The 23,809-nt window shown below is 64.6% G+C and carries 20 protein-coding genes; 8 read left to right on the forward strand and 12 right to left on the reverse strand.

Features of this window, described 5'->3' with window-relative positions; translation table 11 throughout:
* Positions 1–22: 22 nt before the first annotated feature.
* Complete coding sequence (locus KF886_08755; GenBank protein ID MBX3177436.1) at positions 23–1,720, forward strand: hypothetical protein; 1,698 nt, start codon at positions 23–25, stop codon at positions 1,718–1,720.
* A gap of 109 nt (positions 1,721–1,829) precedes the next feature.
* Here the strand turns inward: KF886_08755 and KF886_08760 are convergent, their stop codons facing one another.
* Positions 1,830–2,450, reverse strand: a complete 621-nt coding sequence (locus KF886_08760; GenBank protein MBX3177437.1) for a hydrolase — start codon at positions 2,448–2,450, stop codon at positions 1,830–1,832.
* Between the two features lie 127 nt (positions 2,451–2,577).
* Here KF886_08760 and KF886_08765 point away from each other — a divergent pair, with 127 nt between their 5' ends.
* Complete coding sequence (locus KF886_08765) at positions 2,578–2,910, forward strand: helix-turn-helix transcriptional regulator (protein ID MBX3177438.1); 333 nt, start codon at positions 2,578–2,580, stop codon at positions 2,908–2,910.
* 74 nt (positions 2,911–2,984) lie between these two features.
* Here KF886_08765 and KF886_08770 read toward each other — a convergent pair whose 3' ends face one another.
* Together KF886_08770 and KF886_08775 are read right to left on the reverse strand one after the other, a co-directional pair.
* A complete protein-coding gene (locus KF886_08770; GenBank protein ID MBX3177439.1) occupies positions 2,985–4,643 on the reverse strand; it encodes a hypothetical protein in 1,659 nt (552 codons plus the stop codon).
* The gene (locus tag KF886_08775) at positions 4,643–5,404 is read right to left on the reverse strand and encodes an ABC transporter ATP-binding protein (GenBank protein ID MBX3177440.1); all 762 of its coding nucleotides are present in this window, start codon (positions 5,402–5,404) and stop codon (positions 4,643–4,645) included. The genes KF886_08770 and KF886_08775 overlap by 1 nt, the downstream gene beginning before the upstream one ends.
* 170 nt (positions 5,405–5,574) lie before the next feature.
* On the opposite strand from KF886_08775, the gene KF886_08780 reads away from it, so the two are divergent.
* The 3 genes from KF886_08780 (at position 5,575) to KF886_08790 (ending at position 8,110) form a co-directional block, all read left to right on the forward strand.
* Positions 5,575–6,072: a hypothetical protein gene (locus KF886_08780; GenBank protein ID MBX3177441.1), complete on the forward strand. Its 498-nt coding sequence runs from the start codon at positions 5,575–5,577 to the stop codon at positions 6,070–6,072.
* A complete protein-coding gene (locus tag KF886_08785; GenBank protein MBX3177442.1) occupies positions 6,021–7,043 on the forward strand; it encodes a Gfo/Idh/MocA family oxidoreductase in 1,023 nt (340 codons plus the stop codon). Before KF886_08780 ends, KF886_08785 begins: the two co-directional genes overlap by 52 nt.
* Before the next feature lie 83 nt (positions 7,044–7,126).
* Complete coding sequence (locus KF886_08790; GenBank protein MBX3177443.1) at positions 7,127–8,110, forward strand: Gfo/Idh/MocA family oxidoreductase; 984 nt, start codon at positions 7,127–7,129, stop codon at positions 8,108–8,110.
* Positions 8,111–8,636: 526 nt separating this feature from the next.
* Here KF886_08790 and KF886_08795 read toward each other — a convergent pair.
* The 9 genes from KF886_08795 to KF886_08835 all read right to left on the reverse strand — a co-directional run bounded on the left by KF886_08795 (position 8,637) and on the right by KF886_08835 (position 20,098).
* Positions 8,637–9,497: an oxidoreductase gene (locus tag KF886_08795; protein ID MBX3177444.1), complete on the reverse strand. Its 861-nt coding sequence runs from the start codon at positions 9,495–9,497 to the stop codon at positions 8,637–8,639.
* Positions 9,494–9,700, reverse strand: coding sequence for a hypothetical protein (locus KF886_08800; protein MBX3177445.1), 207 nt, complete (start codon positions 9,698–9,700; stop codon positions 9,494–9,496). The genes KF886_08795 and KF886_08800 overlap by 4 nt, the downstream gene beginning before the upstream one ends.
* Before the next feature lie 2 nt (positions 9,701–9,702).
* A complete protein-coding gene (locus tag KF886_08805; GenBank protein ID MBX3177446.1) occupies positions 9,703–10,284 on the reverse strand; it encodes an RnfABCDGE type electron transport complex subunit A in 582 nt (193 codons plus the stop codon).
* Positions 10,274–10,912 (reverse strand): electron transport complex subunit E, encoded by a 639-nt coding sequence (locus KF886_08810; GenBank protein MBX3177447.1) that lies wholly within the window; start codon positions 10,910–10,912, stop codon positions 10,274–10,276. The genes KF886_08805 and KF886_08810 overlap by 11 nt, the downstream gene beginning before the upstream one ends.
* A complete protein-coding gene (locus KF886_08815; protein ID MBX3177448.1) occupies positions 10,909–11,607 on the reverse strand; it encodes an FMN-binding protein in 699 nt (232 codons plus the stop codon). Before KF886_08815 ends, KF886_08810 begins: the two co-directional genes overlap by 4 nt.
* Positions 11,600–12,649: an RnfABCDGE type electron transport complex subunit D gene (locus KF886_08820; protein ID MBX3177449.1), complete on the reverse strand. Its 1,050-nt coding sequence runs from the start codon at positions 12,647–12,649 to the stop codon at positions 11,600–11,602. Before KF886_08820 ends, KF886_08815 begins: the two co-directional genes overlap by 8 nt.
* The gene (gene rsxC, locus KF886_08825; GenBank protein MBX3177450.1) at positions 12,646–13,989 is read right to left on the reverse strand and encodes an electron transport complex subunit RsxC; all 1,344 of its coding nucleotides are present in this window, start codon (positions 13,987–13,989) and stop codon (positions 12,646–12,648) included. The genes KF886_08820 and rsxC overlap by 4 nt, the downstream gene beginning before the upstream one ends.
* A gap of 253 nt (positions 13,990–14,242) precedes the next feature.
* A complete protein-coding gene (locus KF886_08830) occupies positions 14,243–19,135 on the reverse strand; it encodes a 2-oxoacid:acceptor oxidoreductase family protein (protein ID MBX3177451.1) in 4,893 nt (1,630 codons plus the stop codon).
* An 81-nt stretch (positions 19,136–19,216) separates the two neighbouring features.
* Positions 19,217–20,098 carry a 4Fe-4S binding protein gene (locus tag KF886_08835; GenBank protein MBX3177452.1) on the reverse strand — a complete coding sequence of 294 codons (882 nt, stop codon included), beginning with the start codon at positions 20,096–20,098 and terminating at the stop codon, positions 19,217–19,219.
* A gap of 620 nt (positions 20,099–20,718) precedes the next feature.
* On the opposite strand from KF886_08835, the gene KF886_08840 reads away from it, so the two are divergent.
* The 3 genes from KF886_08840 to KF886_08850 are packed head-to-tail and all read left to right on the forward strand — an operon-like array spanning position 20,719 to position 23,785.
* A complete protein-coding gene (locus KF886_08840) occupies positions 20,719–22,488 on the forward strand; it encodes an NAD(P)H-dependent oxidoreductase subunit E (protein ID MBX3177453.1) in 1,770 nt (589 codons plus the stop codon).
* Entirely contained in the window at positions 22,488–23,207 is a 720-nt protein-coding gene (locus KF886_08845) for a (2Fe-2S)-binding protein (protein ID MBX3177454.1), read from the forward strand. The genes KF886_08840 and KF886_08845 overlap by 1 nt, the downstream gene beginning before the upstream one ends.
* Before the next feature lie 38 nt (positions 23,208–23,245).
* A complete protein-coding gene (locus KF886_08850) occupies positions 23,246–23,785 on the forward strand; it encodes an NADP oxidoreductase (GenBank protein ID MBX3177455.1) in 540 nt (179 codons plus the stop codon).
* Positions 23,786–23,809: the final 24 nt, after the last annotated feature.

The raw sequence follows: 23,809 nt of genomic DNA on the forward strand, positions 1-23,809 counted from the left end.
GGATTAATGGACAAGGACTATCATGACTCGTACATCGCAATTCCTTCGGTTAGCTGTCATTGTGGCGACGATAGCCGCCGTCGCCCATACCCACGCGTGGGGTCCGCGGGCGCAACGCACCATTACCGGCATGGCAATCCAGGTCATTCAGGGTAAGTTCCCCGGGACGTTTCGCCCGGGCGACGCCAACTATGAGCGCGATGTCCTGAAGGGGGCCGAAGCCGGATGGCGCAGCCTGGACGCCAGCAACATGGTCCGCTCGACGGACGATGCGATCCAGCTTGTGGCCGCCCAGATTCAACTGCTGTCGAAAGCCCGGACCTATGGCTCGGGCTCTTATTTTGCCTACCGTCTCGGGGTGCTGTCGTCGCTGGTCGCCGATATCATGCTGCCCTACGGGCTGGCGTGGACCCCGGAGCAGGAGGCGATGCAGGCGCAAGTTCGCGCGGATATCGAGAAGCACCTCAATGCCTACAAGTACGCGAGCCACAACACCCGGCGCGTGGATGTGGTGAACGCGCGCGAGTATTTCCAGCAGCGCCTTACCTTCCGCAACGACAACATCATCCTTATCGAGGACGACTACCGCCGCGGGCGCGGTTACAGCGGCTTGCTGAAGGAATCCAGCCAGCAGAATTTCGTCGATGCCGTCGACGCGGTCGCCGATGTGTGGTACACGATTCTGGAGGCGGGCACGACGAAGCCCGCGTCCGCGATGTCGGCGAACGACGATATGCTGGCCAACTTCTTCGTCGACGAAATCGCGTACCAGTTGATGGACAAGCGCAATTTCCACCAGGCGGGCGCGGTCTACGAGAATCTTGCCGCGCTCAATTCGACCAACCCGGCCATTTACGAGGAAGTGGGTGACCTCTACTACGCGTTCGAGACGCGCCAGAGCGCCGAGCGGAGTATCCGCGAATGGCGGATCGCGTACGAGCTCGGGGGCGCCAACCGCGACGCCGTGGCGAGGAAGATATCGGACCACTTCCTCCGGGAAGGCCGCGAATACCTGGAGCTTGCGGACGAGAAGGGCAAGGGCGAGACCGAGCTTCCCTCCGCGCTGGCCGCGTTTAAACAGGCGCTTCAGTACAACTGGACAAGCCAGGCGGCGGCGGACCTCATCAAGGACACCAACAAGCGGATCGCGGAGCGCAACGAGCGCCGCGAAATGACGGTCAGCATTATCGCCAAGGCGGATCAGATCCGCGAGGAATCGGACAACCTGGTGACGGCGGGCAACTTCGGCAACGCCATTCCGAATTACCGCAAGGCCGCGGAAATCCTGAACGCGGTCGATGATGAGTTCACGGACCAGAATGAAATCGCACAACAGCGTAAGCAGGCGATAAACAAGAGCATCAGTACGGCCATCTCCAACGTGCAGTCTCTCGCGAGCGACGCGATTGAAGAGGGCGAGCGCCTGGAGGAACAGCACAAGTACGACGAGGCGGAAAAGGCCTATGCCCGCGTGGCGTCGCTGGTGTCCGTCATTCCGGACGACCACACGAACACCACGACTCAGGACAAGCGCGACATCATCGCGCTGGCCGAGAAGAAGCTGGCCGAAGTGAAGACCAACAAGCAGCGCTGGGAAGCCTCGCAGCAGAACCAGCCCGGCGGCGCTCCCGCCGCGGGCGGTCTTGGCGCACCGGCGGCGGGCGCCCCGGCCCCGGCCCTGGGCGGCGGCGGCGGAGGTCGCGCCCGCGGTCGCGACTGATCACCGCGGAAAGATTGTAATAACGCCCCCGGCGGATTCGGTATCCGCCGGGGGCGTTTTTCTCGCGCCGTCCCAATGCTGCCGGCGACGTTGTGCTGGCCGCGCCGCCCTACTTCCCGGCCATATAACTGGTGATCAGGCAGCGGTACGATGGCAGGTGATTCGAGAAGAGCGCACCGAGGCCCTCGACGTCATTGCGCCAGTCCCGGTGCAGCTCGCACGCCGCGCCGAACCAGGTCAACAGTTGCGCGCCGGCGGATTCCATGCGCGACCAGGCGGCGTCCCGCGTGGTCTTGTTAAAGGTGCCGGAGGCATCGGTAACGATGAACACGTCGTAACCCTCCTCCAGGGCCGACAGTGCGGGAAAGGCAACGCAAACTTCGGTGACGATGCCGGCGATCAGCAGTTGCTTTTTCCCGGTCGCTTTCACGGCATCGACAAAATCCGGGTTGTCCCAGGCGTTAATCTGGCCCGGACGGGCGATATACGGGGCATTGGGAAACATCTGCTTCAATTCGGGAACCAACGGGCCGTTGGGACCATCCTCGAAGCTTGTCGTCAGAATCGTCGGCAGCTGGAAATAGGCCGCACTGTCGGCCAGGGCCAGCACGTTGTTCTTGAAGTCGTCCGGCGAGAAATCGTGAACGAGGTTGGTCAATCCGGATTGGTGATCGACCAGCAGGACGGCGACATCGTCCTTGTCAAGGCGGCGGTAGGTGTACTTGCTCATAGGGTGTTCCTTTCTTGAGTCTGCCTGCCCAAAACGTTGATATACGCACCCTATGTCAGGTACATACACTATGTCAATAACGTACATTTTTGTACTAAAGTATCCTGGAGGATAGTAGGAGGCTTCCATGACGGCGCCAAGTCGAAAGTCCGTGGGCTGCCCCGTCGAAACGACGCTGGCAATCGTCGGTGGGCGTTGGAAAGTCCTGGTGTTGCATCACTTGCTACAGGGAACCAGGCGCTTCGCCGAATTGCACCGCCAACTTGCCGGGATTTCACACAGGACGCTGACCAAGCAGCTGCGCGAGTTGGAATCCGCGGGCATAATTCACCGGGAGGTTTACCCGGTGGTTCCGCCGAAAGTGGAGTATTCTCTCACGGCGCTGGGCCGATCGCTGGAGCCGGTGCTTATGGCGATGCACCGCTGGGGCGAGGACTATGAGCGGCGGCGGGATCCGTGAAAGGGGGCCGTGCTGTGCGCTGTTGGCGACTATTGATACCGCCGCGGCGCTGGCCGCCGGCTGGCGCTCCGGCGCTACGCGGCGGTGCGTTGGAGGATTTCGAGGATTCGCTGTTCGCGGGTGACGAGGAGATCGCCGGCGTGGCGGAGTGCGGCGGGGTAGGCGGCGAGCGCCATGGCGACAAAGAGGGCGGAGAGCAAGACGCCGGCGGGCGCGTTTTCCAGGCCCCACCGCGCGGCGATGGCGTCGGCGGCGAAACAGAGCCCGGAGGGAAGCAGGAGCAGGCCAATAACCAATGGCATGACGATGGTCATAAGGAGCGAGCGGGACTTCTGCCCCTGCATCATGTTTCGCCCCATGGCGAAGGGGGCATAGATGGACAGGAAGGAGCCGGCCAGCGCGAAGAGGGTGAAGAGGAGCACGATCTGCAGGAGCGCGGTGGCGGCGGTGGCGGGCGGCAGGCCAAAGTACCAGCTGCCGCCGAGGGCGAAGATCAGGCCCAGGCCGCCGGCCAGCGGGAGCAGGGCGATGTGGTAGGCGAGGAGGACGCGGTGGCGCGGGATCGGCAATAGCATGATGGTGCGGAAGCCGCGCGTGTCCGCGCCGAACAGATTGAAGAAGAAGCTGCTGAAGAGGAAGAACGGCCACATCACGACGAGGATGGGCATGCCCAGATCGCGCCCGGACATGGCGGACTGGCTTTTCAGCGCGGCCAGCAGAATAATGATGCCGAAGGGGGCCAGCATCATCGCGCGCATGTGCGGGTGGCGCACGAAATTCAGAAAGGCGGCGATAGCGAGCGCGGCGGTGTCCTCGGCGAGGCCGGGGATCCTGCGCGCGGTCATCGGGAGCTTCCGTCCGGCGGTGGAGGGTGCCCCCTGGTGCTGGCCCGCGCCAAAGCAGTAGCGGAGGGTGGTCCGGTAGGCGCGGTGGTAGCCCAGCAGGGCGAGGGCGGCCAGACCGGCAATGGGCGCGGCGCTTGCGGTCTGGGAATGGCCCATTCCGGCCAGCGCGATTGCTATCCAGCCGGTCGGGAGCAGTTGCGAGGCCCGCGCCACCCGCGCCTGTTGCTCCGGCGCCCCGAGCCATTGGAGCAGGGCTTCCGCGGAGCGCCCGCCAATCATGCTCTGGCTCAGCAGGAGGGGCATAAACCCGGTCACCATGAAGAGCACGGGCAGAACGCTCAGCAGGACGCGGCGCCGGCGCTTGTCGGCCATCCAGACGGCCATCTGGCCGCGGAGGCAGTAGCCCCAGGCCGACACGGCGAGAAAGAAGACGGTTGCGGCGAGGTATCCGGCCAGGTAGCCGCCGCCCCGCGCCGATCCGATGCCCGTGACCAGGCCGGCGGCGGCGGCGACGTAGAAGAGGGACGGGAACGTGAAGAGGGACACCACGAAATTGAGGAGATTGATGGCGGCCAGGGGAACGGGGAAGTGGAGCATTTTTCGAATGTCGATGACGTCGGAGCGCTGCATTTCGAAGGCGAAACTCCAGAACCATACGAGCACGTAGAGGAGGGCGAGCAGGTGGAGAAGGAGCAGTTGCATGGCGTGCGGCTGCCGGGGCAGCCAGGCCGCGCCGGCGAGGTAGAAGAAGGCGCCGAGCACCCCGGAGAAGAGCGCGGCCCCAGCCACCACGGCGCCGATGAGGAAGACGGCGACGAGCTTGCCACGCGTCATGGTGTTGCGCGCGAGGTGAAATTGCAGCAGGAGCAGCGCGAGCAGGTACCGCATCAGGGTGCCGTTCTGGCGAGCCAGGAGAGGCCCTGGGGCGTCTCCTCGCGGCCGACGATGCGCACGAAGCGTGTTTCCAGGGATTCGCCGGCGGCGACGTCGGCGAGCGCGCCCTGGGCGATGAGGCGGCCCTCGTGGATGATGCCGACGTGGGTGCAGAGCTGCTCGACGATGGCCAGGATATGCGAGGTGAGGAAGATGGTCCGGCCGCGGGCGGTCATCTGAAGCAGGACGTCCTTTATCGTGCGGGATGCGACGGCGTCGATGCCTTCGAAGGGTTCGTCAAGGAAGAGCAGGTCGGGATCGTGGATGAGCGCCGCGGCGAGCGCGATCTTCTTCTTCATGCCGTGAGAGAATTCGAGAATAAGGGTCCGGTTGGCGTCCGCCAGGCCCAGGAGGGCGAGCAGCTCTTCCGCACGCGCGATCGCGACGGCGCGCGGCAACTTATACATGCGCCCGACGAAGGCCAGGTACTCGCGGGCGGTGAGGTTTTCGAAGACGCAGAGGTCTTCTGGGACGACGCCGATGCGGCGTTTGATCTGGAGCGGGTGGCGCCGAAGGGAGTGGCCGAGGATGCGGGCGTCGCCGGATGTGGGCGCAACGATGCCGGTGAGCATTTTGATGGTGGTGGACTTGCCGGCGCCGTTGGGGCCGAGAAAGCCGTAGAAACAGCCGCGCCGGACCTGTAGATCGAGATCCGCGACGGCCACGGTGTCGCCGTAGGTCTTTTGCAGCTTGAAAGTTTCGATGCACTGATCCATGAAGGTTCCCGCCGCATGATTTTGCAGTCGTTGCTCTGGGGAAAGGGTAGCATTCCGAGGGCGTGGGGATACAGGGGCGGTGGATTTTTTGGGGGGTGGCCGGAGGACAGTTGACAGTTGACAGTTGACAGTTGACAGTTGACAGTTGACAGGGGACTGGGGACTGGGGACTGGGGGCAGCAGGGACGGCAGGGACGGCAGGGACGGCAGGGACGGCAGGGACGGCAGGGACGGCAGGGACGGCAGGGACGGCTGGAACGGCTGGGACGGCTGGGACGGCTGGGACGGCTGGGACGGCTGGGACGGCTGGGACGGCTGGGATGGCTGGGACGGCTGGGACGGCTGGGACGGCTGGGACGGCTGGGGCGCTGGGGCGCTGGGGCTGCTGGGGGCGCTGGGGGCGCTGGGGGCGCTGGGGGCGCTGGGGGCGCTGGGGGCGCTGGGGGCGGCATGGAGGGCGGGGAGTGGGCGGTTGGTGGTCTTGTTTTGTGGGGTCTGGTTCGGCAATTGGGATTTCGCTGTGTTATCCTAGGTCCGGCGCGTATCGGGGGTGGTGGATCCTGTTTCGGTGCGCGCCCTGGTACTCATTGCAACCCACGCGGGAGAAGACTAGACCATGTTTGCCGATAGACAACAACACGTCGCTGCCGGTGCGCGCGCGTCCATGAACGTGGCGATCATCGGGTGCAGCGGGATGGGACGCATCCACGCGCAGATGGCTGCGAACTGCGGACTGAACATTGCGATCTGCGCGGATAAATCGAAGAAGGCCGCTTCGGAACTGGCGGCGAAGTATGGCGCGAAGGCGATGACGGATGGCCTGAAGGCAGCGTCGGCGGCGGGCATTGACTGCGTGCTGATCGCGACGCCGACGCCGTCGCACCTGATGTTTTTGGAGGCGGCGGCGCAGGCGGGGAAACACATCTTCTGCGAGAAGCCGCTTTGCCGTACGGTGGCGGATTGCAAGAAGGCGATCGCGGCGGCGAAGAAGGGGAAGGTGAAGCTGTTTGTGGGGCATGTGGTGCGGTATTTTCACGAATTCGAGGGGATGAAGGCGCAGATCGAGGCGGGGAAGGTGGGCGAGCCGGGGTATGTGAAGATCTCCCGGGGCGGCATTTTTCCGGGCGGCCCGGGCAGCTGGTTTGCGGATTACGCGGCGAGCGGCGGCGTGACGTTTGACTGCGCGATCCACGACATGGACTGGGTGCGCTATGTGTTTGGCGAGCCGGAGCGGATTTTCTGCCAGGCGCTGCTGAAGACGAAGCCGCTGCTGGCCGACTATTCGCAGAGCAATATCCGGCTGAAGAACGGGATGATCGCGACGATCCTGGGGACGTGGGCGCACCCGAGCGGGTTCCGTGTAAAGGCGGAGATCTGCGGGGATGGCGGGATGATCCAGTACGACAGTAACGAGGCGCCGCTGTCGAGCCTGTTCCGCGACACGGGAGACGGGCCGAGCATGATCGTGCCGGGCAGCCCGGTGGCGGAGAGCCCGTACCAGCGGGAGTGGGAAGACTTCATCGCGTGGGTGCAGGATGGCCGCGCACCGCGCGTGACGCCGGAGGACGCGCTGATAGCGGTGAAGATGGCGGAGTCGGCGCTGAAGTCCGCGGCGACGGGCCAGGCGGTCAAGCTTTAGTCAGGCGGTGGCGTTCCGTTTCTTGAATTGCACGAACAATGGATATCGTGGCGAGATGCGCCACGCAGGGAAGGCCCAATATCATGGCTAAGATTGGAATCATGAGTTTTGCCCACATGCACGCGCAGAGCTATGCGGCATGTCTGAACGCGCTGCCGCAGGCGGAGCTGGCGGGCATCTGGGACGATGACGCGAAGCGCGGCAAGGAAATGGCGAAGGCGTATGGAACACGTTTTACGCCGAACCTGGACGCGTTCCTCGCTGGCGATATGGACGGTGTCATCATTTGCTCGGAGAACGCCAAGCACCGGGCGATGGTGGAGGCGGCGGCGAAGGCGGGCAAGTGGATTCTCTGCGAGAAGCCGCTGGCTACGACGGTGGCGGACGCGAAGGCGATGATCGCGGCGTGCAAGAAGGCCGGGGTGGGCCTGGGCACGGCGTTTCCGTGCCGCTTCGCGCCGACGCTGATCGAGGCGCGCAATCAGGTGCGGTCCGGGGCCTTCGGGGAGATTCTGGCGATCGCGGCGACGAACCACGGGCAGTGTCCTTTTGGCTGGTTTGTGGATGAGAAACTGGCGGGCGGGGGCGCGACGATGGACCATACGGTGCACGTGGCGGACTACCTTCGCTGGATGCTGGGCCGGGAGTTCACGAAGGTGTATTGCGAGAAGGGGAACCTGCTGCACAAGAAGGACTTCAAGACGGACGACCTGGGCATGCTCAATCTGGAGATGGAGGGGGGGATCCAGGTATCGCATATTGCGAGCTGGAGCCGTGCGAAGAGCTTCCCCACGTGGGGCGACGTGACCCTGGAGATCATCGGCACGAAGGGTGTGTTGAATGTCGACGCGTTCAATCAGAAGGTCAACGTGTATAACGACAGCACGATGCGGACGGAGTGGGCGCCTTACGGGGACAACCCGGATCTGGGTCTGGTGGGCGATTTCGTGAACGCGGTGGACGAGCGGATCGCGCCGAGTGTGACGGGAGAAGACGGCCTGCGCGCGACGGAGGTGACGGTGGCGGCGTACAAGTCGGCGAAATCGGGCAAGATGGAGCGGATCTGAGGCGTAGTCCTTCTCAGGCGGGCTGTCGATTTAACTGGTTCGGACACCTCAAAACCTACAAGTTTGTGCTGCTGTCCTACAGCGTCATTCCCGCGGAGGCGGGAATCCAGTGGAATTCGGAGGTTTGCGTGATCGCGTTGCTGGATCCCCGTGTTCGGGGCTGTCGATTTAACGTGTGCGGTGAGCGCATTTCCTACAATTTTGTGCTAACGCCCTATGGCGTCATTCCCGCGAAGGCGGGAATCCAGTGGAATTCGGAGGTTTGTGCGTTCGCGTCGCTGGATCCCCGCGTTCGCGGGGATGACGGATCTGCTCATTCCTTCTATAGTGTAGGGCAAGTTAAGTAGACCGACAGCCGCGTTCGCGGGGATGACGGATCTTCTCATTCCTTCCATAGTGTAGGGTGAGATAAGTAAATCGACAGCCCCTCAGGCGGGAATGCCCGAGTCACTTAGTTCAGCCGGCCCCGGCGGCGTTTGGATGCCGCCGGGGCCGCTGTGTTATTCAGGAGGAGGCGCGGGCGCGATCAGTAGATCAGTTCCGCCCAGCGCCCGTCTTGCTTGAGGCCTTCCTGGACGGTCTGCCAGGCCGCTTCGGAGTCGGCGACGCGGGTCATGGTCCTGTTGAAGGCGTCCAGCGCGTTTTCGAGGCCGGCGACGTAGACGTAGGTGTTGGGTTCCTGGAGCATGTTCCAGACCTCTTCCCCGTTGTCGTTCATGTGGGCCTCCCAGGTGACGGGGGCCTGGACGTGGGGCCGGGGGCTGACGGCCTCGAAGGCCTTGAAGCTCTCTTCGTCGTAGTAGAGGTCGAAGTCGTTGACGAGGTCGTTCATGTAGAGGAGTTCGAGGCCGTGGTTGGCGCCGTAGAAGAGGCGGACCTTGCCTTTCCAGTACTCCTTCTCGTGGAAGATGCGCTTGACGAAGGCGCGGAAGGGCGCGATGCCGGTGCCGACGCCGACCATGAGGAGGTTCGCGTCGCGCGATTCGGGCATGGTGAAGTGGTTTCCGTAGGGGCCGGTGATGGTGACCTCGTCGCCCTCGCGGCGGTTGCACAGGAAGTTAGAGGCGATGCCCGGGTATTCTTCGCCGTTGACCTCGTCGATGTAGAAGCAGCGGCGGACGCAAATGGCGATGTCCGAGCCGTGGCCGTCCTCGCCGAGGCGCGAGCTGGCGATGGAGTACAGGCGCAGGTGGTGCGGGTTCCCGAACTGGTGCTGTCCGGAGATGAGCACGCCGATGCTTTGCCCTTCAACGAAGGAAAGGCCGCCGCTGGGGATGTGCAGGGTGATATGGCGCACTTCCACCGGGAAATCCTCGGGGGTAATCCGGTGGGAGTGCTTTACCACCGCGGTGTGCGGGTGGCTGATGTCGTAGTACGAGAGTTTCATGGCCGGTCCTCCTGATTCGCGCATATCGGTCGCGCCGGTTTGGCTGTAAGGCAGGCCCCCGCGGAGGGGCAGAATTGGCACCCGTGGCTACCGCCATCCGGGGCGCCGTCCGCGTGTTCGTGCGCCGCAACGCCGGACCAGTGGAGCACGGCCATAACGGCGGCCACGGCGAGGCATGCGGCGAGTGTCTTGAGAATAATCATGGTCAGCTCCCGAGTCCGGCGAAGCCCATGAAGGCGAGCGAGAGAATGCCCGCGACCATGAGGGTGAGGCCGGCTCCCCGGGCGATACCGGGAACGTCGTGGAGAGAAAGCTGTTCGCGCAGGCCGGACATGATCACCAGGGCGAGGGTGAACCCGCTGCCGGCTCCGAGGGCATACGCGACGCACTGGAGGAAGTTATATCCCTTGAAGGTCTGGAAGAGTGCGAGGCCGAGGATGGCGCAGTTGGTGGTGATCAGCGGCAGGAAGATGCCGAGGGCGCGGAAGAGGCCGGGACTGTATTTCTTGAGCACCATTTCGACGAGCTGCACGGAGGAGGCGATGACCGCGATGTAGCAGATGAGGCGGAGGAACTCCATGCCGAGCGCGACGAGGAGGCTGTTGATGAAATAGGCGCAGGCCGAGCTCACGAGCATGACGAACATGACGGCGAGGCCCATTCGGCTGGCGGTCTCGAACTTGCTGGAGACGCCCAGGAAGGGACAGATCCCCAGGAAGGCGCTGAGCACGAAGTTGTTGATGATGCAGGCATTCAGGAAGATGAAGCCCAGGGAATCATCCGACATGGCCCGACTCCTTTCCAGCGTTGCGGGCGGCGGCGCGATCCTTCAGCCAGGCGAACAGCAGCAGCCATGCGCCGAGCACGAAGAAGCCGCCCGGTGGCAGAATCATAACGGCCCATGGCTCGAATTTTGGGCCGAAGAGGTCGATGCCGAGGAGTGAACCGTTTCCGAGGAGCTCGCGCACGGCTCCGAGGCACAGCAGCGCGAAGGTGAATCCGACGCCCATGCCGAGGGCGTCCAGGATGGCCTTGATGGGGGTGTTTTTGGACGCGAAGGCCTCCTGGCGGCCCAGGATCATGCAGTTGACGACAATGAGCTGGATAAATGCGCCGAGCGCGAGGTAGATCTCGAGGCTGACCGCCTGAATCGCGTAATCGACGACGGTGACGAAGGTGGCGATGATCACGATGTAGGTGGCGATGCGGACCTGCTTCGGAATGGCCTTGCGGAGCAGCGAGATAAGCGTGCTGGACATCAGGAGCACGAAGGTTGTCGCCAACCCCATCGCGAGGGCGTTAACGACGGAGTTGGTGACGGCGAGCACGGGGCACATGCCCAGCAGCATGACGAAGACCGGGTTTTCGCGCCAGACGCCCTTGACGAAGATGTCCATGGAATTGTTTTCGCTCATGCCGGGGCCTTTCGCAGTTCATCGATGTGGGGGCGGAGGCGGGGCAGATCGCGGCGCAGGCCCAGATCGAGCATGTTGGCGATGGCGACGGAGCTGATGGTCGCGCCCGCGATTCCGTCGATTTCCCACGGGTCCTCCTTCTGGCCGCTCTTCACCGCCACGATGGTGTTGTGAAGGAGGTTGGTGGCGGGATCGGCGGCGGCGTCGAGCGCCTCGAAGTTGGCGAGGAAGGCGGGGTCCTTACCGATCTTGTCGCCCAGCCCGGGTGTTTCCTTGCTTTCGAGGACGGTAATGCCGGTGACGATCTGGCGGTCGGGGTCGTAGCCATAGAGAATGCGAATGACGTCCTGGTATCCCTGGGCGGAGGTTTCCAGCGCGACGCCCTTGAGGGCTCCCGACTCGTCGTAGACGGCGTAGAAGCGATCGCCGAACGCGGCGGCGGCGGGGTTGGGCTCGATACCGTTGCCGGTGTAGCCGTAGACCTGCTTGCTGGCTCCGCCGGGGACGACGGTGAAGATGGCGCGCTCGATCATGGCTTCGCGGTTGGCGTCGATGAACGGCAGCGTGAACTGGAAGACGCCCACGATGAGCAGGCCGGAGAGCGCGGCCACGCCCGAAAGTACGGCCACCATCTTTCGCGGGTTGCCGGCGGGTGAGCCGGCGGCGGGGAGCGCCTGTTGAACCATCTCAGCCATGCTTTTCCTTTCGCTCGCCAAAGATGCGCGGCTGGGTCCACTGGTCGATGAGGGGGGTCGTGGCGTTGCCGAGCAGGATGGCGTACATCACGCCCTCGGGGAGGCCGCCCTCGACGCGGATCACGATGGTGATGGATCCGATGAGGGCGCCGTAGATCCAGACCCCCAGGGGCGTCACCGGAGAGCCGACCATGTCGGTGGCCATGAAGATCGCGCCGAGCATCAGCCCGCCGGAGAAGAGCATGAAGACGGGGCTCGGGTTGGCGGCGGAATCGGCCAGGTAGAAAATGCCGCTGACGAGAAAGGCGGATCCCAGCATGGCGGCGGGGATGCGCCAGTCCATGATGCCGCGCGCGATGAGGTAGGCGCCGGCGGCGAGCAGGAGTATGGAGCAGGTTTCGCCCGCGGAGCCGGCGGTCATGCCGAGGGCGAGCTGGCCGATATCGGTCTGGACGTGCTCGAATTTCTGGATGGCCAGGGGCGTTGCGCCGCTGAAGCCGTCGGCGGCGCCGGCGAGCCACTCCCCGATGGCGGGGGGCTTGCAGAAGGGCAGCGCGAGCGACGACGGCACGAATTCGGTGAAGCGCCCGGGCGCGAAGGAGGGGGTCCAGGTGGTAATGGCGACGGGGAACGAGGCCTGGAGGAATGCGCGCCCGATGAGCGCGGGATTGAAGACATTGAACCCGATCCCGCCGAAGAGGGCCTTGCCCAGGGCGATGCTGACGAAGGCGCCCAGCGCGCCCATCCAGAGCGGGAAGCCCGGGGGCAGGGTCAGCGCGAGGAGGACGCCGGTGATGGCGGCGCTTCCATCGGAGATGGTTGCGGGGCGCTGCGCCAGGCGCGCGAAGAGGGCCTCCGTGGCCAGGCAGGTGGCCGTGCAGACGGCGAGCAGGGCCAGTGCGCTGAGCCCGAACTGCCAGACGCTGAAGGCGCATACGGGCGCGAGCGCGTAGAGCACGTGATACATGATCCGGTCAACGCTGATGGCCTTGTGGAGGTGGGGCGAGGCCTGAAGTTCGAGCAGGTGGGCATTGGTGCTCATGTGGCCGCCTTTCGTTCGCGCACGATCTGCTTGCTCACGCGGAACTGCTGCACGAGCGGGATGTTCGCCGGGCAGACATAGGTGCAGCAGCCGCACTCGAAGCAGTCCATGAGGTGAAAATCCGCCGCCATGCGATCGTATTCCCGAACGCGCGCCAGCTGCCCGAGAAAGCAGGGGTTGAGGTGGATCGGGCAGGCCCGCACGCAGGCCCCGCACTTGATGCAGGGGCGCGCGGCGGCAACGGCGTCCTCCTCCTCCCGTGGGAGGACGAGAATGCCGGAGACGCCCTTGGTGACCGGCGTGTCCCACGACACAATGGCCGAGCCCATCATGGGACCGCCGAAGATCACCCGGGCTTTTCCGTACTTCAGGCCGACGCAATCGAGAATGTGGCGAATCGGGGTTCCCAATGCGACGAGATAGTTGCCTGGTTTCTCGATGCCTTCGCCTGTCACGGTTATGATGCGTTCAATGAGGCCCTGCCTCGCGGGGACAAGTTCGCCAATCTGGGCGAGCGTCGCCACGTTGAAGACCGCGGCCCCGACATCGGCGGGCAGCCCGCCGGCCGGCACTTCGCGGTTGAGGAGGGATTTGATGAGCATTTTTTCGGCGCCCTGGGGATACTTGGTCTCCACGACGCACACTTCCACGCGGTCCTCGGGCTTGATGTGCTCGGCGAGGGCGCGCGCGGCGTCGGGCTTGTTCGCTTCGATGCCGATAATGGCGCGTTCGGCCGCGAGGGCCTTGCGGATGACCGCCAGGCCATAGAGCACGGCCTCGGGCTGCTCCACCATGAGGCGGTGGTCGGTGGTGAGGTAAGGCTCGCACTCGCAGCCGTTGACGATAATCGTGTCGACGGATTTGCCTTCGGGCAGTTTGAGTTTGACGTGCGTCGGGAAGGCGGCCCCGCCCAGGCCCACCACGCCGGCGTCCTGAACGGCGGCGACGAGGTCGTCGGGCGTCATCTGGTCGATGTCGCGTGGCGCGCCATAGAGTACGGACTGGTCGGAGCTGGGGTAGACGTCTATCACGATGGACGGCACGAGCTGGCCGCGCGGGGTCGGGATGCCCTGAATAGCGCGCACGCGTCCGGTGACGGGGGCGTGCATGGGCACGGATACGAAGCCCGCGGCCTTTGCGATGGGCTCACCGCGCACGACCTCCTGGCCGGGCTGCACCAAGGCTTCGGCGGGCGCGCCGGTGTGTTGCGAGAGCGGCACGTAGACGACGCCGGGGAAGGGGAGGCGCACGATGGGCTTGTCGGCGGTTAGCTGTTTGTGTTCGGGCGGATGCAGGCCGTGCGAGAAGGTCTTACGCCAACCGTTTAGGAGCGTCAGCATGGCGCACCTCCGGCGGGGACTGGCTCCCGAGCCGCAATACGCGGGGCCGCGCACGCGCTGGTAGAGCCGTGGCGCGAGGGTGCCTGTACCCCAAGAGCCAACGCCTTTTGGGGTACAGCCTCGGGCCGGTTCGGGACCATTGTTCCAGTGTTACGGTTGCTTGCCGGCCCGATGCAGTCCCCGCCGCGCTTGCTTTCCGGCCCGATGGAGTCCCCGCGGTGTTCATGATCCGCGGTATGTGCAACGAGAGCGCTCAATTGAACTTCTCCGCGCGCTTTACGAGTTTGTCGAGGCCGGGTTCGCCTGGGTTGGCCGGGGTTCCGGGGTGGATGACCTGGGCGGTGCATTTCTCGGCCGCCCGGACGATGTCCTTGAAGGGGCCGCCCTTCGGATCCTTGATGTAGGCCTTCTTGCTCTCGTTGTAGGCGAAGATCTTGGGGTTGATGTTGATGCATTCGTCGCAGGCGGTGCACTCGGCCGTGTCAATGTAGGCCGCGGTGAAGCCGCCGGCGGCGCTCCCATTCCCGGACGCCGCTTGCGCGGCGCCCGGGTCGCCTGTGGGGGCCGCGGTGGCATGCATGACAGCCGCCGTAACGCTTCCCCCATCACCACCGGCGAGTTGCAGCAGCTGGGCTGCAAGATTGTGGGCCATTTCGGTGCGGACGGTCGCGGCGATGGCTTCGCGGTCTGGCGCGGCCGGGGCCAGCGCGATGGCCTTTAGCATGGTCCAGAAGTGCTTGCGGTCTTCCGTGGCCTTGACGATGGGTTCGGCGGGGATGACGCGCATCAGCTCGTTCTTTTTGCCGACCATCCAGATGTAGGGGAAGAGCCCTTCGCGGTCTTCCGGCGCGAGTTCGACGAACTCGGCGAGCGGGACCATGTTTTCGTTCCAGGTGTCGCGGGGGGCCTTGCGGAACTGCTTCCGGAAGCGGCCCTCGGTCACCGCGAAGTCGGCGAAGGTGAGCGGGACCTCCAGCGCGGCGGGTTCGCCTTCCTCGTTCGTATAGTGGATGGTGTAGCTGGGCCAGTCGGCTTCGAGGGCGGGGTTGCCTTCGAGGTCGAAGCACTCCTGCGGGGCGACGCCGAGATCCGGGTTGTACCGGAAGAGCGGGTAGGCGCGGGATTCGACCGCGAGCTTGCTCTGGAGCTCGGCCACGTCGTCGCCGATGCCGTGTTCGGGCATGCAGGGGCTGTAGACGTTGAAGAGCGCGGGCCGGCGGGTGTTGAGCCCGTCGATGAAGCCTTCCAGCAGGTGTGTGACGTTGGAGATGCTGCCCTGGAGGCAGTAGGTGGTGCGGTGGGCCATGGCGATGAGGCCGATTTCCTTGCGGATTTCCTCTTTGCCTTGGAAGGCCTTGCCGTACTGGGCCATGTCGGAGATCTGGCCGGTGAAGCCGGAGGTGCAGGCCTGGCCGCCGGTGTTGGAGTAGACCTGGGTGTCGAGCACCATGACCTTGACCGGTTTCCCGGACATCATCAGGCGGGAGAGGTTCTGGAAGCCGATGTCGTACATGGCTCCGTCGCCGCCGACCGAAACCACGGGCGGGCAGAGCAGGAACTCCTCGTCGGTGAAGTTGCGCCAGTTGAAGTAGGTCAGCGTCTTCTCAAATTCGCGCCAGGGCATCTTGTCGGCCAGCGCCATTTCGGCGAGGCGGATGGCCTTGAAGCCATCGGCCATTTTGGCCATGTGCCCTTCGAAGATGCCCATGGCCATGCTGGGCGAATCCTGGAAGAGGTGGTTTGTCCAGGGGAAGGGGTAGGGGTTGAAGGGGAACGTCGAACCCCAAACCGAGGTGCAGCCGGTGGCGTTGATGATGCCCATGCTGGAACGGCCCTGGCGGGTGACGCCGGTGGTGTACTTCCAGTGAAGCTGCTTGAGCTGGGCCATGAGCCCGGTGACCCACTGGAGCCAGCCCGGATCGAGCGGCTCCTGGGCGTGTACGGCGTCGAGGCCTTCCGAGAGACGGCCGAGGGTGAGGTCGGTGTTCTTCGCGCTGTCGATGGCGTGCTGCACCGCCTGGGGGTTGCTCAGGTCGACGGTGCTGGCGAGCTTGAGGCGGACGTGCTGTTCGAGGTCCTTCATCAGGCCTTCGATGCGGGCCAGCTGCGCCTTTACGCGCGGCTGCATCAGGGCTTCGACAGTGGCCGTGAACAGGTGGAGGACGGTCTTCTCGCCGCAGCCGAGGCAGGCGCCGTCGCCGCCGGTCATGGTGAAGTAGGCCTTCTTGTCGAGGAGGAGCGTTTCGAGCGCGCCGATCTTCTCGTTGAGGTCGTCGATGCGGATGTATTCCTGGGAGGTTGTGGGCAGGGCGCGCCAGACGTCCCAGTCATCGCGTAGCTTCTGAAGGCTGCTGTCGGTCTGGGTGACGGGCCGGAGGGCGTCGTCTTCGCAGACCTTCACGCATTCCATGCAGCCCTTGCAGCCGTAGGGGTTGACGGTGATGGAGAGGAGGCCGCCGCTGCCCGGCTGCTGTTTTTCCTTCGTGGTGAAGTAGGGCTTGGTGATCGAGAACTGGAAATCGCCGAGTGCATCGGAGAACCAGACCAGCTCTTCCTCGAAGCGTTGGCGTTCGCCCTCGGGGACTGTCGCGACGGCGGCGACATCATCCATGACTTCGGCGAGCAGGGCGCGGACCGGGGCTGCTTCGCCTTCGGCGTTGAGGCGGCCGCGGAGCCGGTTCTCGACGACGCCGGCGGTCTTGCGGAGGTGCTTCGTGGCGCCGTGGGCCCTTTCCGCGCGCTGGATGGCCGTGTCGAACACTTCCTTGAGCGAGTGTACGAGGCCGGGAATGGCGCTGTCGGGGCAGACGGTGTAGCAGGAGCCGCAAGCGGTGCAGTTTTCCGGGATCCAGAGCGGGTGCTCGAATCGGATCTGGCTCATGTCGCGGAATACGCCGGTGCATGCGGGGACGACGCTGATGCCGATGAATGGGTCGACCAGGTTGTCGTTGCCTTTGCCGGTCATGTAGAACTCGCCGGTTTCCTCCCAGAAGCGGTGGACATCGCTGAACTTGTCGTCGCCGCGGGGTACGTCGCGCATCATGACCGGGAGCACCGGATCGCGGCGCAGCGCGACTTCGGAAGCCTCCGATATGGTCTTTTCGGTGATTTCACGAACTTCGTCGAAGCCGCGTGTCACCACGCGAATGTTGTCTTCCACGACCCGCGCGCCCTTGGCGCCGAACTTGTACTGTAGCTGTTTCTTGATGGCGTCGAAGAGGGATTCCTCGTTGAGGCCCTGCTTCTCCATGACCGGCGAAGCCTTGAAGAAGGCTCCCTGGAAGGCGTTGCCCTGCATGCGGAACTGGAGTTCCGGGTCGGCCGCTTCTTCGCGAGCGATTTTGAACGCGTCAAGGTAGAACACCCGGTACTTGTGGTCCACGATGATCTTCTGATAGGTCTTGGGAATGCTCTTCCAGACGGCCTCGGGCGTGGGCAGGTCGGACTGGATGATGAAGACGCCGCCGTCTTTCAGGCCGGCCACGGCGTTGCTGTGGTTGAAGACGTTCGGGTCCGGTGAAAGGACGACGTCGACGTAGAAGTACTCGCAGTTCATCCGGATGGGTTCCGGAGCTGCGGAAAGGTAATAGGTGGTGGGCTGGCCCTTCTTTTCCGAGCCGTACTTCGGGTTGGCCTTGATATGGTACCCGAGCAGGTCGAAGAGGGTCATGGCCAGGTTCTTGCCGGTCGTGATGGCGCCCCAGCCGCCCACAGAGTGGAACCGGACGGTGATGGCGTTCTTCGGCATGAGGTTGGGATTCTCGCTGCCGCGAATGGCCAGATCCTTGATGTTGGGGTAGGCCGCCTGGATGGCCTGCTGCTGAATTTCCTGTTTGGGCGTGTAGGCCTTGTCGTGGAGGAAATCGACGGAGAGGTAGAAGAAGCGTTTCTTCCCGCCGTCGGGGAGCATGTTCTCGATGGCGGCGATGAGGCCCTCGGGCTGGAGGTCGCGGCTGCCGAGGCCGAAGGAGCCGGAGTAGAGCGGCGGGGCGTCGCTGAGGCTCTTGTAGGTTGCGGCGCCGGGGTGGGGGAGCGGGCCCTTGCCGGCGAGGCCGTTTTCCAGGGCCTTGCTCACGGCGGAGCGCACTTCCTTCATGAGGGGCAGATCGGAGGCGAGCGGCTGATCGACGCGCTCAAGGACCACGACGCCCTTGCGGCCGCGAAGCAGCTCGCTGATGCGGTCGGTCGGAAAGGGGCGGAACATGATGAGGTTTACGACGCCGACTTTGATTTTCCGGGTTTCGCGGATGTAGTCCACCACGGCCTCAGCCGAGCTGACGACGCTGCCCTGGCCGAGGATGATGTAGTCGGCGTCCTCGCAGCGGTAGGTGTTGACCCGGGCGTAGGGGCGTCCGGTGAGGGCGGAGAACTCCGCAAAGCATTGGTCGGCGAGTTCCTGGATGTGGTCGAAGAAGAAGGGGCGCTGCGCGGCGACGCTTTGCATGTAGGCGTCCTGGTTCTGGACGGTGCCGGCCTGCATCGGGTTGTCGACGGTCCAGAGTTCGGGGATGCGGCGGCGGGTCTCGCCGTACATGAGGCGCTGCGCGGGGGTCGGCGAGGGGATGATGTCCTCGGGCTTGCCCAGGTATTCGGCGATGAGGTCGCGCTCGGGAAGCATAATCGATTCGATGAGGTGGGTGGTGAGGAAGCCGTCCTGTGCGACGATGCCCGGGGTGAGCGAGAGTTCGGCGATCTTGTGGGCGATAATGTTCAGGTCGCAGACTTCCTGCGCGCTCTTGCCGAAGACCTGGAAGAAGCCCGTGTCGTCGACCGCGTGGTAGTCGTCGTGTCCGGCGTGCACGTTGAGGCTGGACTTGGTCATGGCGCGGCAGCCCATGTTGAGCACGTAGGTGAGGCGCTTGCCGACGGCGGCGTACAGCGACTCGTGCATGTAGGCGATGCCCTGGCCGGAGGAGAAGTTGGTGGCGCGCAGGCCGGTCATGCTGAGGCCCGCGGTAACGGCGGCCGCGGCGTGTTCGCCTTCGGGCTCGATGAAGATGAGCGGGCGGTTCGAAATATTGATATGCCCGTTGGCGGTTTCCTCCGCCCAGTACTCGCCCATTTGGGTGGACGGTGTAATGGGGTAGGCGCCGGCGGCGTCGCTGGACTCCCGCTCGCACATGATCACCGAACTGTTTCCGTCCATCGCCTGGCGAACGCCGGGGTACTTTGCAGAACTCGCAGAATTTTTCATGGCCGACACCTCGATCGCGTTTCTTTCGCGCCCTTAGGGTTGCTTCATCGTCATCACGGGCAGGGGCGACTTGCGGACCACCGGCCTGGCCGCCGCTCCCCGGGTAACGGTTCCGTTATCCGAAATCCAGACAATCGCGCCCGTCGGGCAGCGCTGGATGATTTCACTGGTGAGATCCCGGTTGCGGCCGTAGTCCACAACGGGGAGATTGTCGCGCATGACGACGGCGCCGGCGGGCGCGTCCGCGGCGCAGCGCCCGCAGGCGTTGCAGGCCACGGCGCACTCGGCGAGAGCGTCGTCGCCCTCCGCGAGGCTCTTGCACGCCACCCAGAGATGATTGGTGACGGGCTGTATTGAGAAGAGATCCTTCGGGCAGACCTCGACGCAGTCGTTACACGCGGTGCATTTCGCCTCATTCACCACCGGGAGGCCGTGTTCATTCATGCGAATAGCGCCGAAATCACAAACGGCCTCGCAGTCGCCCAGGCCGAGACAGCCCCAGGAACATCCCTTGCCGCCGCCGGCGATGAGGGCCGCGCCCCGGCAGGTTTGCTCGCTTCCATATACGGCGCGGTTCCAGGCGACGTTGGCGCCGCCGGCGCAGGCCAGGCGGGCCACGCGCTTCACCGCGGCGCCCGCGTCGGTGCCCAGGTAGTTGGCGACGGCCTTGATTCCCTCGGGGGGGCTTACGGTGCAGGCGGCGGGCATCGCTTTCCCGGCGACGACGGCTTCGGCGAAGGCGCGGCAGCCGGCTTGGCCGCAGGCGCCGCAATTGGCGCCGGGGAGCATTTCCTCGACGGCGTCAATGCGCGGGTCTTCTTCGACAAACAACTTCCGGTTGGCGGTGGCGAGCCCGATGGAGAGGAGGCCGCCAAGACCAGCCATGAAGAAGGTTGCTATCAGTACGTCCGCCATTACACCACCTCACATTTGCGCGATGCTGCCTTGCAATCGTCGCCTTTGTCCTGTGCAAGATGGGCGCCAACAATAAACGGGTCCAAATCCCCGCAAAAGCGCGAAATACAGAGCTCTCGGCCCCCAGCCAGCGCGCTATACTGTGCGAGAGACATGTGCAATTGAACACTGCTGCGCAGTGGACGAGGGGTCTCTGGCGCGGGCTGCCGCCCCGTTGCAATGGGGCCGCGATGATCGCCCATTTCCCTTTGCAGGACGTTCAAACTACAGTAATGTGCATGCAATATCGCCCGGCCCGAAGACGCACATCCGGGGGCGCGGGATCGAGCAGAGGGGATTTCCGAGGGGTTGTTGTATGAATTGCGCACTAGTGCACGCGCAGAAGTGCTCAGGTTTTCGCCCGCTGGTCGCCTGGGGCGAACTGGATTCGCACTCCCGCCGCCTCAGTGCTAGAATCGGGTGGTCATCGCGCTGCGGGAATGGTCCAGCCCGAAGCGGCACGGTTTATGCGAACAGTTCGGTTGCACACAGCAACCTGTACGCGCTTCCGGTCGGCGCCGTTGACCTGATGCGTGGATGCGCCACCGGCGAGAAGCACGATGTGTAGACGGGAGTATTCCATGGTAGATACGGATCTCATCAAACGGATCGTCCAGCAATATGGATCGGACCGGAGCCGCCTGATGGATATGGCGCGCGCGGTTCATGCGGCATTGGGGCACATCTCCGAGGAGGCGTCCGCCGCGCTTGCGGAGGCCCTGGGCGTACCGTTGGTGGAAGTGCGGGACATGGTCAGCTTCTACGCGTTCTTTTCCCGGGAAGCGCAGGCGCAGAATGTGGTCCGGCTGTGCCACGCGGCGGTGGAGCGGATGCAGGGCGCGGACGCGATTGCGGCGGCGCTGGAGTCGGCGGCGGGGACGCGGTTTGGAGCCAATGATCCCGGCGCGGACATCGCCCTGCGTTACACGAGCTGCATCGGCCTGAGCGATCAGGGCCCGAGCGCGCTGGTCAATGGGGTTCCGCTGACGAACCTGACCGCGGACGACATTCCGGGGATTGTGGCGGCCATCCGTTCCGGCGCGGACCTGAGCAAGCTCCCGCAGGCGAGCGTGGACAACGATGTGCGGGTGGCGGGCCCGGTAATCTTCGCGTCGACGGAGCGGGGCGCGGCGGTGCGGAAGGCGGTGACGATGACGCCGGACGAGGTTATCGACGAGATAAACACGTCGCGGCTGCGCGGGCGGGGCGGCGCGGGTTTCCCGACGGCGATGAAATGGCGCTTCTGCCGGGACGCCAAGGGGGAGGCGCACTACGTGGTGTGCAACGCGGACGAGGGTGAGCCGGGGACGTTCAAGGACCGGGTGATCCTGGCGCAGAACCCGAACCTGGTTTTCGGGGGGATGACGGTGGCGGCGTATGCGGTCGGGGCGCGGGAGGGCATCCTCTACCTGCGCGCGGAATACGAATACATGGTCCCGCACCTGGAGGGCGAACTGGCGAAGCGCCGGCACCTCGGGCTGCTCGGGACGAATATTTGCGGCCGCGAAGGCTTCGACTTTGATATCCGCATCCAGCTCGGGGCCGGGGCGTACATCTGCGGCGAGGAATCGGCGCTGATCGAGTCGCTCGAAGGGAAGCGCGGCGCGCCGCGCGCGCGCCCGCCGTTCCCGGTGCAGTGCGGCTACCTGGGCCAGCCGACGCTGGTGAACAACGTCGAGACCTTGTGCTGCGCGGCGCGGATCCTGGTGAATGGGGGCGCGTGGTTCGCGGGCATCGGCACGAAGGACTCCACCGGAACGAAGCTGTTGAGCGTCTCCGGCGACTGCGAGAAGCCGGGTGTGTACGAGCTGGACTACGGGATTACGGTGCGGCAGCTGCTGGAGATGGTGGGCGCGGAAAACGCGCAGGCCGTGCAGATGGGCGGCCCTTCGGGCCGTTGCCTGGCCCCGAAGGACTACGCGCGCACAATATCCTTCGACGATCTGCCCACGGGCGGTTCGGTGATGATCTTCGGGCCGGAGCGCGACATCATCGAAGTGATGCGGCAGTTCACCGCGTTCTTCGCGGAGGAATCCTGCGGGTGGTGCACCCCGTGCCGCGCGGGGACGACGCTGCTGGAGAAGGGGCTGGAGAAGATTCTGGAGGGCCGGGCGACGGATCGCGACCTTCGCGAGCTGGAGTCCCTGGGCCTCACCGTGAAGACGATGAGCCGGTGCGGTCTGGGACAGACGGCGGCCAACCCGGTGCTAACGACCCTGCGCAACTTCCCGGACCTGTACGCGGACCGCGTGCGGCCCGATAACGGCGGCGTGGGGATAGACCTCGAGAAGGCGGAGGCCGAATTCCACGCGATCGCGGGGCACGCGGCGGCCACAGGAGAGACGAACTGATGAGCGCGCAACACGATACTTCCGCCGAGACCTTTACCTTCACCTTGGACGGTGCAACGGTAACCGCGAAACCGGGCCAGACGATACTCGAGGCCGCCCAGGACGCGGGCATTTACATCCCGAAGCTGTGTCAGAAGGATGGCCTGAGCCCGGGCGGTCACTGCCGTATTTGCACGGTGATGGTGAACGGACGCCCGGCCAGCGCGTGCACGCTGCCGGCGACGCCGGATGTGGTGGTGGAGAACAATACGGACGATCTGAACACGATGCGGCGGCACGTGGTCGAGATGCTGTTCGTCGAAGGCAACCACGTGTGCCCCTCCTGCGAAGCGAGCGGCAACTGCGAGCTTCAGGCCCTGGGCTACCGCCTGGGCATGACGGCGCCACAGTATCCGTACCTCAGCCCGGTGCGCGAGTTGGACGCCACACACGACGACATCCTGATCGACCGCAACCGCTGCGTGCTCTGCGGGCGTTGCGCCCGGGCGTCGCGGGAGCTGGACGGCAAGTCGGTCTTCGGGTTCGAGGGCCGCGGCATCAACAAGCGCATCGCGGTGAACGCGAGCAACGGCCTGGCCGGCACGGACATCGAGTTGACGGACGAGGCGGTGGCGGCGTGCCCCGTCGGCTGCATCCTGGTCAAAGGCCGGAGCCACGTCGTCCCCATCGGGCAGCGCATGTACGATCATACCCCCATCGGCGCGGATGTTGAGTCCTGAACCCGGCGCGGGCCGAACTGCATAGGAGTATAAGAACCATGGCGAAACCGCGGATTGCAACGGGCCACTTCACCGGTTGTTTCGGGTGCCATATGTCGCTGCTGGACATCGACGAGCGGATCCTGGATCTGGTGGACATCGTGGATTTCGACAAGTCGCCAATCAACGACAAGAAGCGATTCGACCAGCCGGTGGATATTGGCATTGTCGAGGGCGGCATCAGCAACGACGAGAACCTGGAATTCCTGCTGGAGTTCCGGAAAAATTGCAAGATACTTATTGCGATGGGCGCGTGCGCGATCACGGGCGGGGTTCCGTCGATGCGCAACACTGTTCCCCTTCGCGAGTGCCTGGAGGAGGCCTATCTGAACGGGCCGACGGTGGAAGGCGGGATCATTCCGAACGACCCGGATATTCCCGTGTTGCTCGACAAGGTGTACCCGTGCCACGAAGTGGTGAAGATTGATTACTTTCTCCCGGGGTGCCCGCCGTCGGCGGACACGCTGTGGGCGGCGCTGACGGCGCTGCTCTCGGGCCAGGAGCCGGAGCTGCCGTACGAGCTGGTTAAATACGACTGAACGGAAACAACAGGGCCCAGCATG

It is taken from the genome of Candidatus Hydrogenedentota bacterium (assembly GCA_019637335.1).
Lineage (GTDB): Bacteria > Hydrogenedentota > Hydrogenedentia > Hydrogenedentales > JAEUWI01 > JAEUWI01.

Bases quoted from the DNA above. Each gene is read 5' to 3' on its own strand.
- KF886_08785 (MBX3177442.1), top strand. From the start codon at position 6,021: ATGTTTGCCGATAGACAACAACACGTCGCTGCCGGTGCGCGCGCGTCC.
- KF886_08820 (MBX3177449.1), bottom strand. From the start codon at position 12,649: ATGAGCACCAATGCCCACCTGCTCGAACTTCAGGCCTCGCCCCACCTC.
- KF886_08815 (MBX3177448.1), bottom strand. From the start codon at position 11,607: ATGGCTGAGATGGTTCAACAGGCGCTCCCCGCCGCCGGCTCACCCGCC.
- KF886_08840 (MBX3177453.1), top strand. From the start codon at position 20,719: ATGGTAGATACGGATCTCATCAAACGGATCGTCCAGCAATATGGATCG.
- KF886_08810 (MBX3177447.1), bottom strand. From the start codon at position 10,912: ATGAGCGAAAACAATTCCATGGACATCTTCGTCAAGGGCGTCTGGCGC.
- KF886_08800 (MBX3177445.1), bottom strand. From the start codon at position 9,700: ATGATTATTCTCAAGACACTCGCCGCATGCCTCGCCGTGGCCGCCGTT.
- KF886_08770 (MBX3177439.1), bottom strand. From the start codon at position 4,643: ATGCGGTACCTGCTCGCGCTGCTCCTGCTGCAATTTCACCTCGCGCGC.
- rsxC (MBX3177450.1), bottom strand. From the start codon at position 13,989: ATGCTGACGCTCCTAAACGGTTGGCGTAAGACCTTCTCGCACGGCCTG.
- KF886_08765 (MBX3177438.1), top strand. From the start codon at position 2,578: ATGACGGCGCCAAGTCGAAAGTCCGTGGGCTGCCCCGTCGAAACGACG.
- KF886_08755 (MBX3177436.1), top strand. From the start codon at position 23: ATGACTCGTACATCGCAATTCCTTCGGTTAGCTGTCATTGTGGCGACG.
- KF886_08845 (MBX3177454.1), top strand. From the start codon at position 22,488: ATGAGCGCGCAACACGATACTTCCGCCGAGACCTTTACCTTCACCTTG.
- KF886_08835 (MBX3177452.1), bottom strand. From the start codon at position 20,098: ATGGCGGACGTACTGATAGCAACCTTCTTCATGGCTGGTCTTGGCGGC.
- KF886_08850 (MBX3177455.1), top strand. From the start codon at position 23,246: ATGGCGAAACCGCGGATTGCAACGGGCCACTTCACCGGTTGTTTCGGG.
- KF886_08805 (MBX3177446.1), bottom strand. From the start codon at position 10,284: ATGTCGGATGATTCCCTGGGCTTCATCTTCCTGAATGCCTGCATCATC.
- KF886_08775 (MBX3177440.1), bottom strand. From the start codon at position 5,404: ATGGATCAGTGCATCGAAACTTTCAAGCTGCAAAAGACCTACGGCGAC.
- KF886_08760 (MBX3177437.1), bottom strand. From the start codon at position 2,450: ATGAGCAAGTACACCTACCGCCGCCTTGACAAGGACGATGTCGCCGTC.
- KF886_08830 (MBX3177451.1), bottom strand. From the start codon at position 19,135: ATGGACGGAAACAGTTCGGTGATCATGTGCGAGCGGGAGTCCAGCGAC.
- KF886_08795 (MBX3177444.1), bottom strand. From the start codon at position 9,497: ATGAAACTCTCGTACTACGACATCAGCCACCCGCACACCGCGGTGGTA.
- KF886_08790 (MBX3177443.1), top strand. From the start codon at position 7,127: ATGGCTAAGATTGGAATCATGAGTTTTGCCCACATGCACGCGCAGAGC.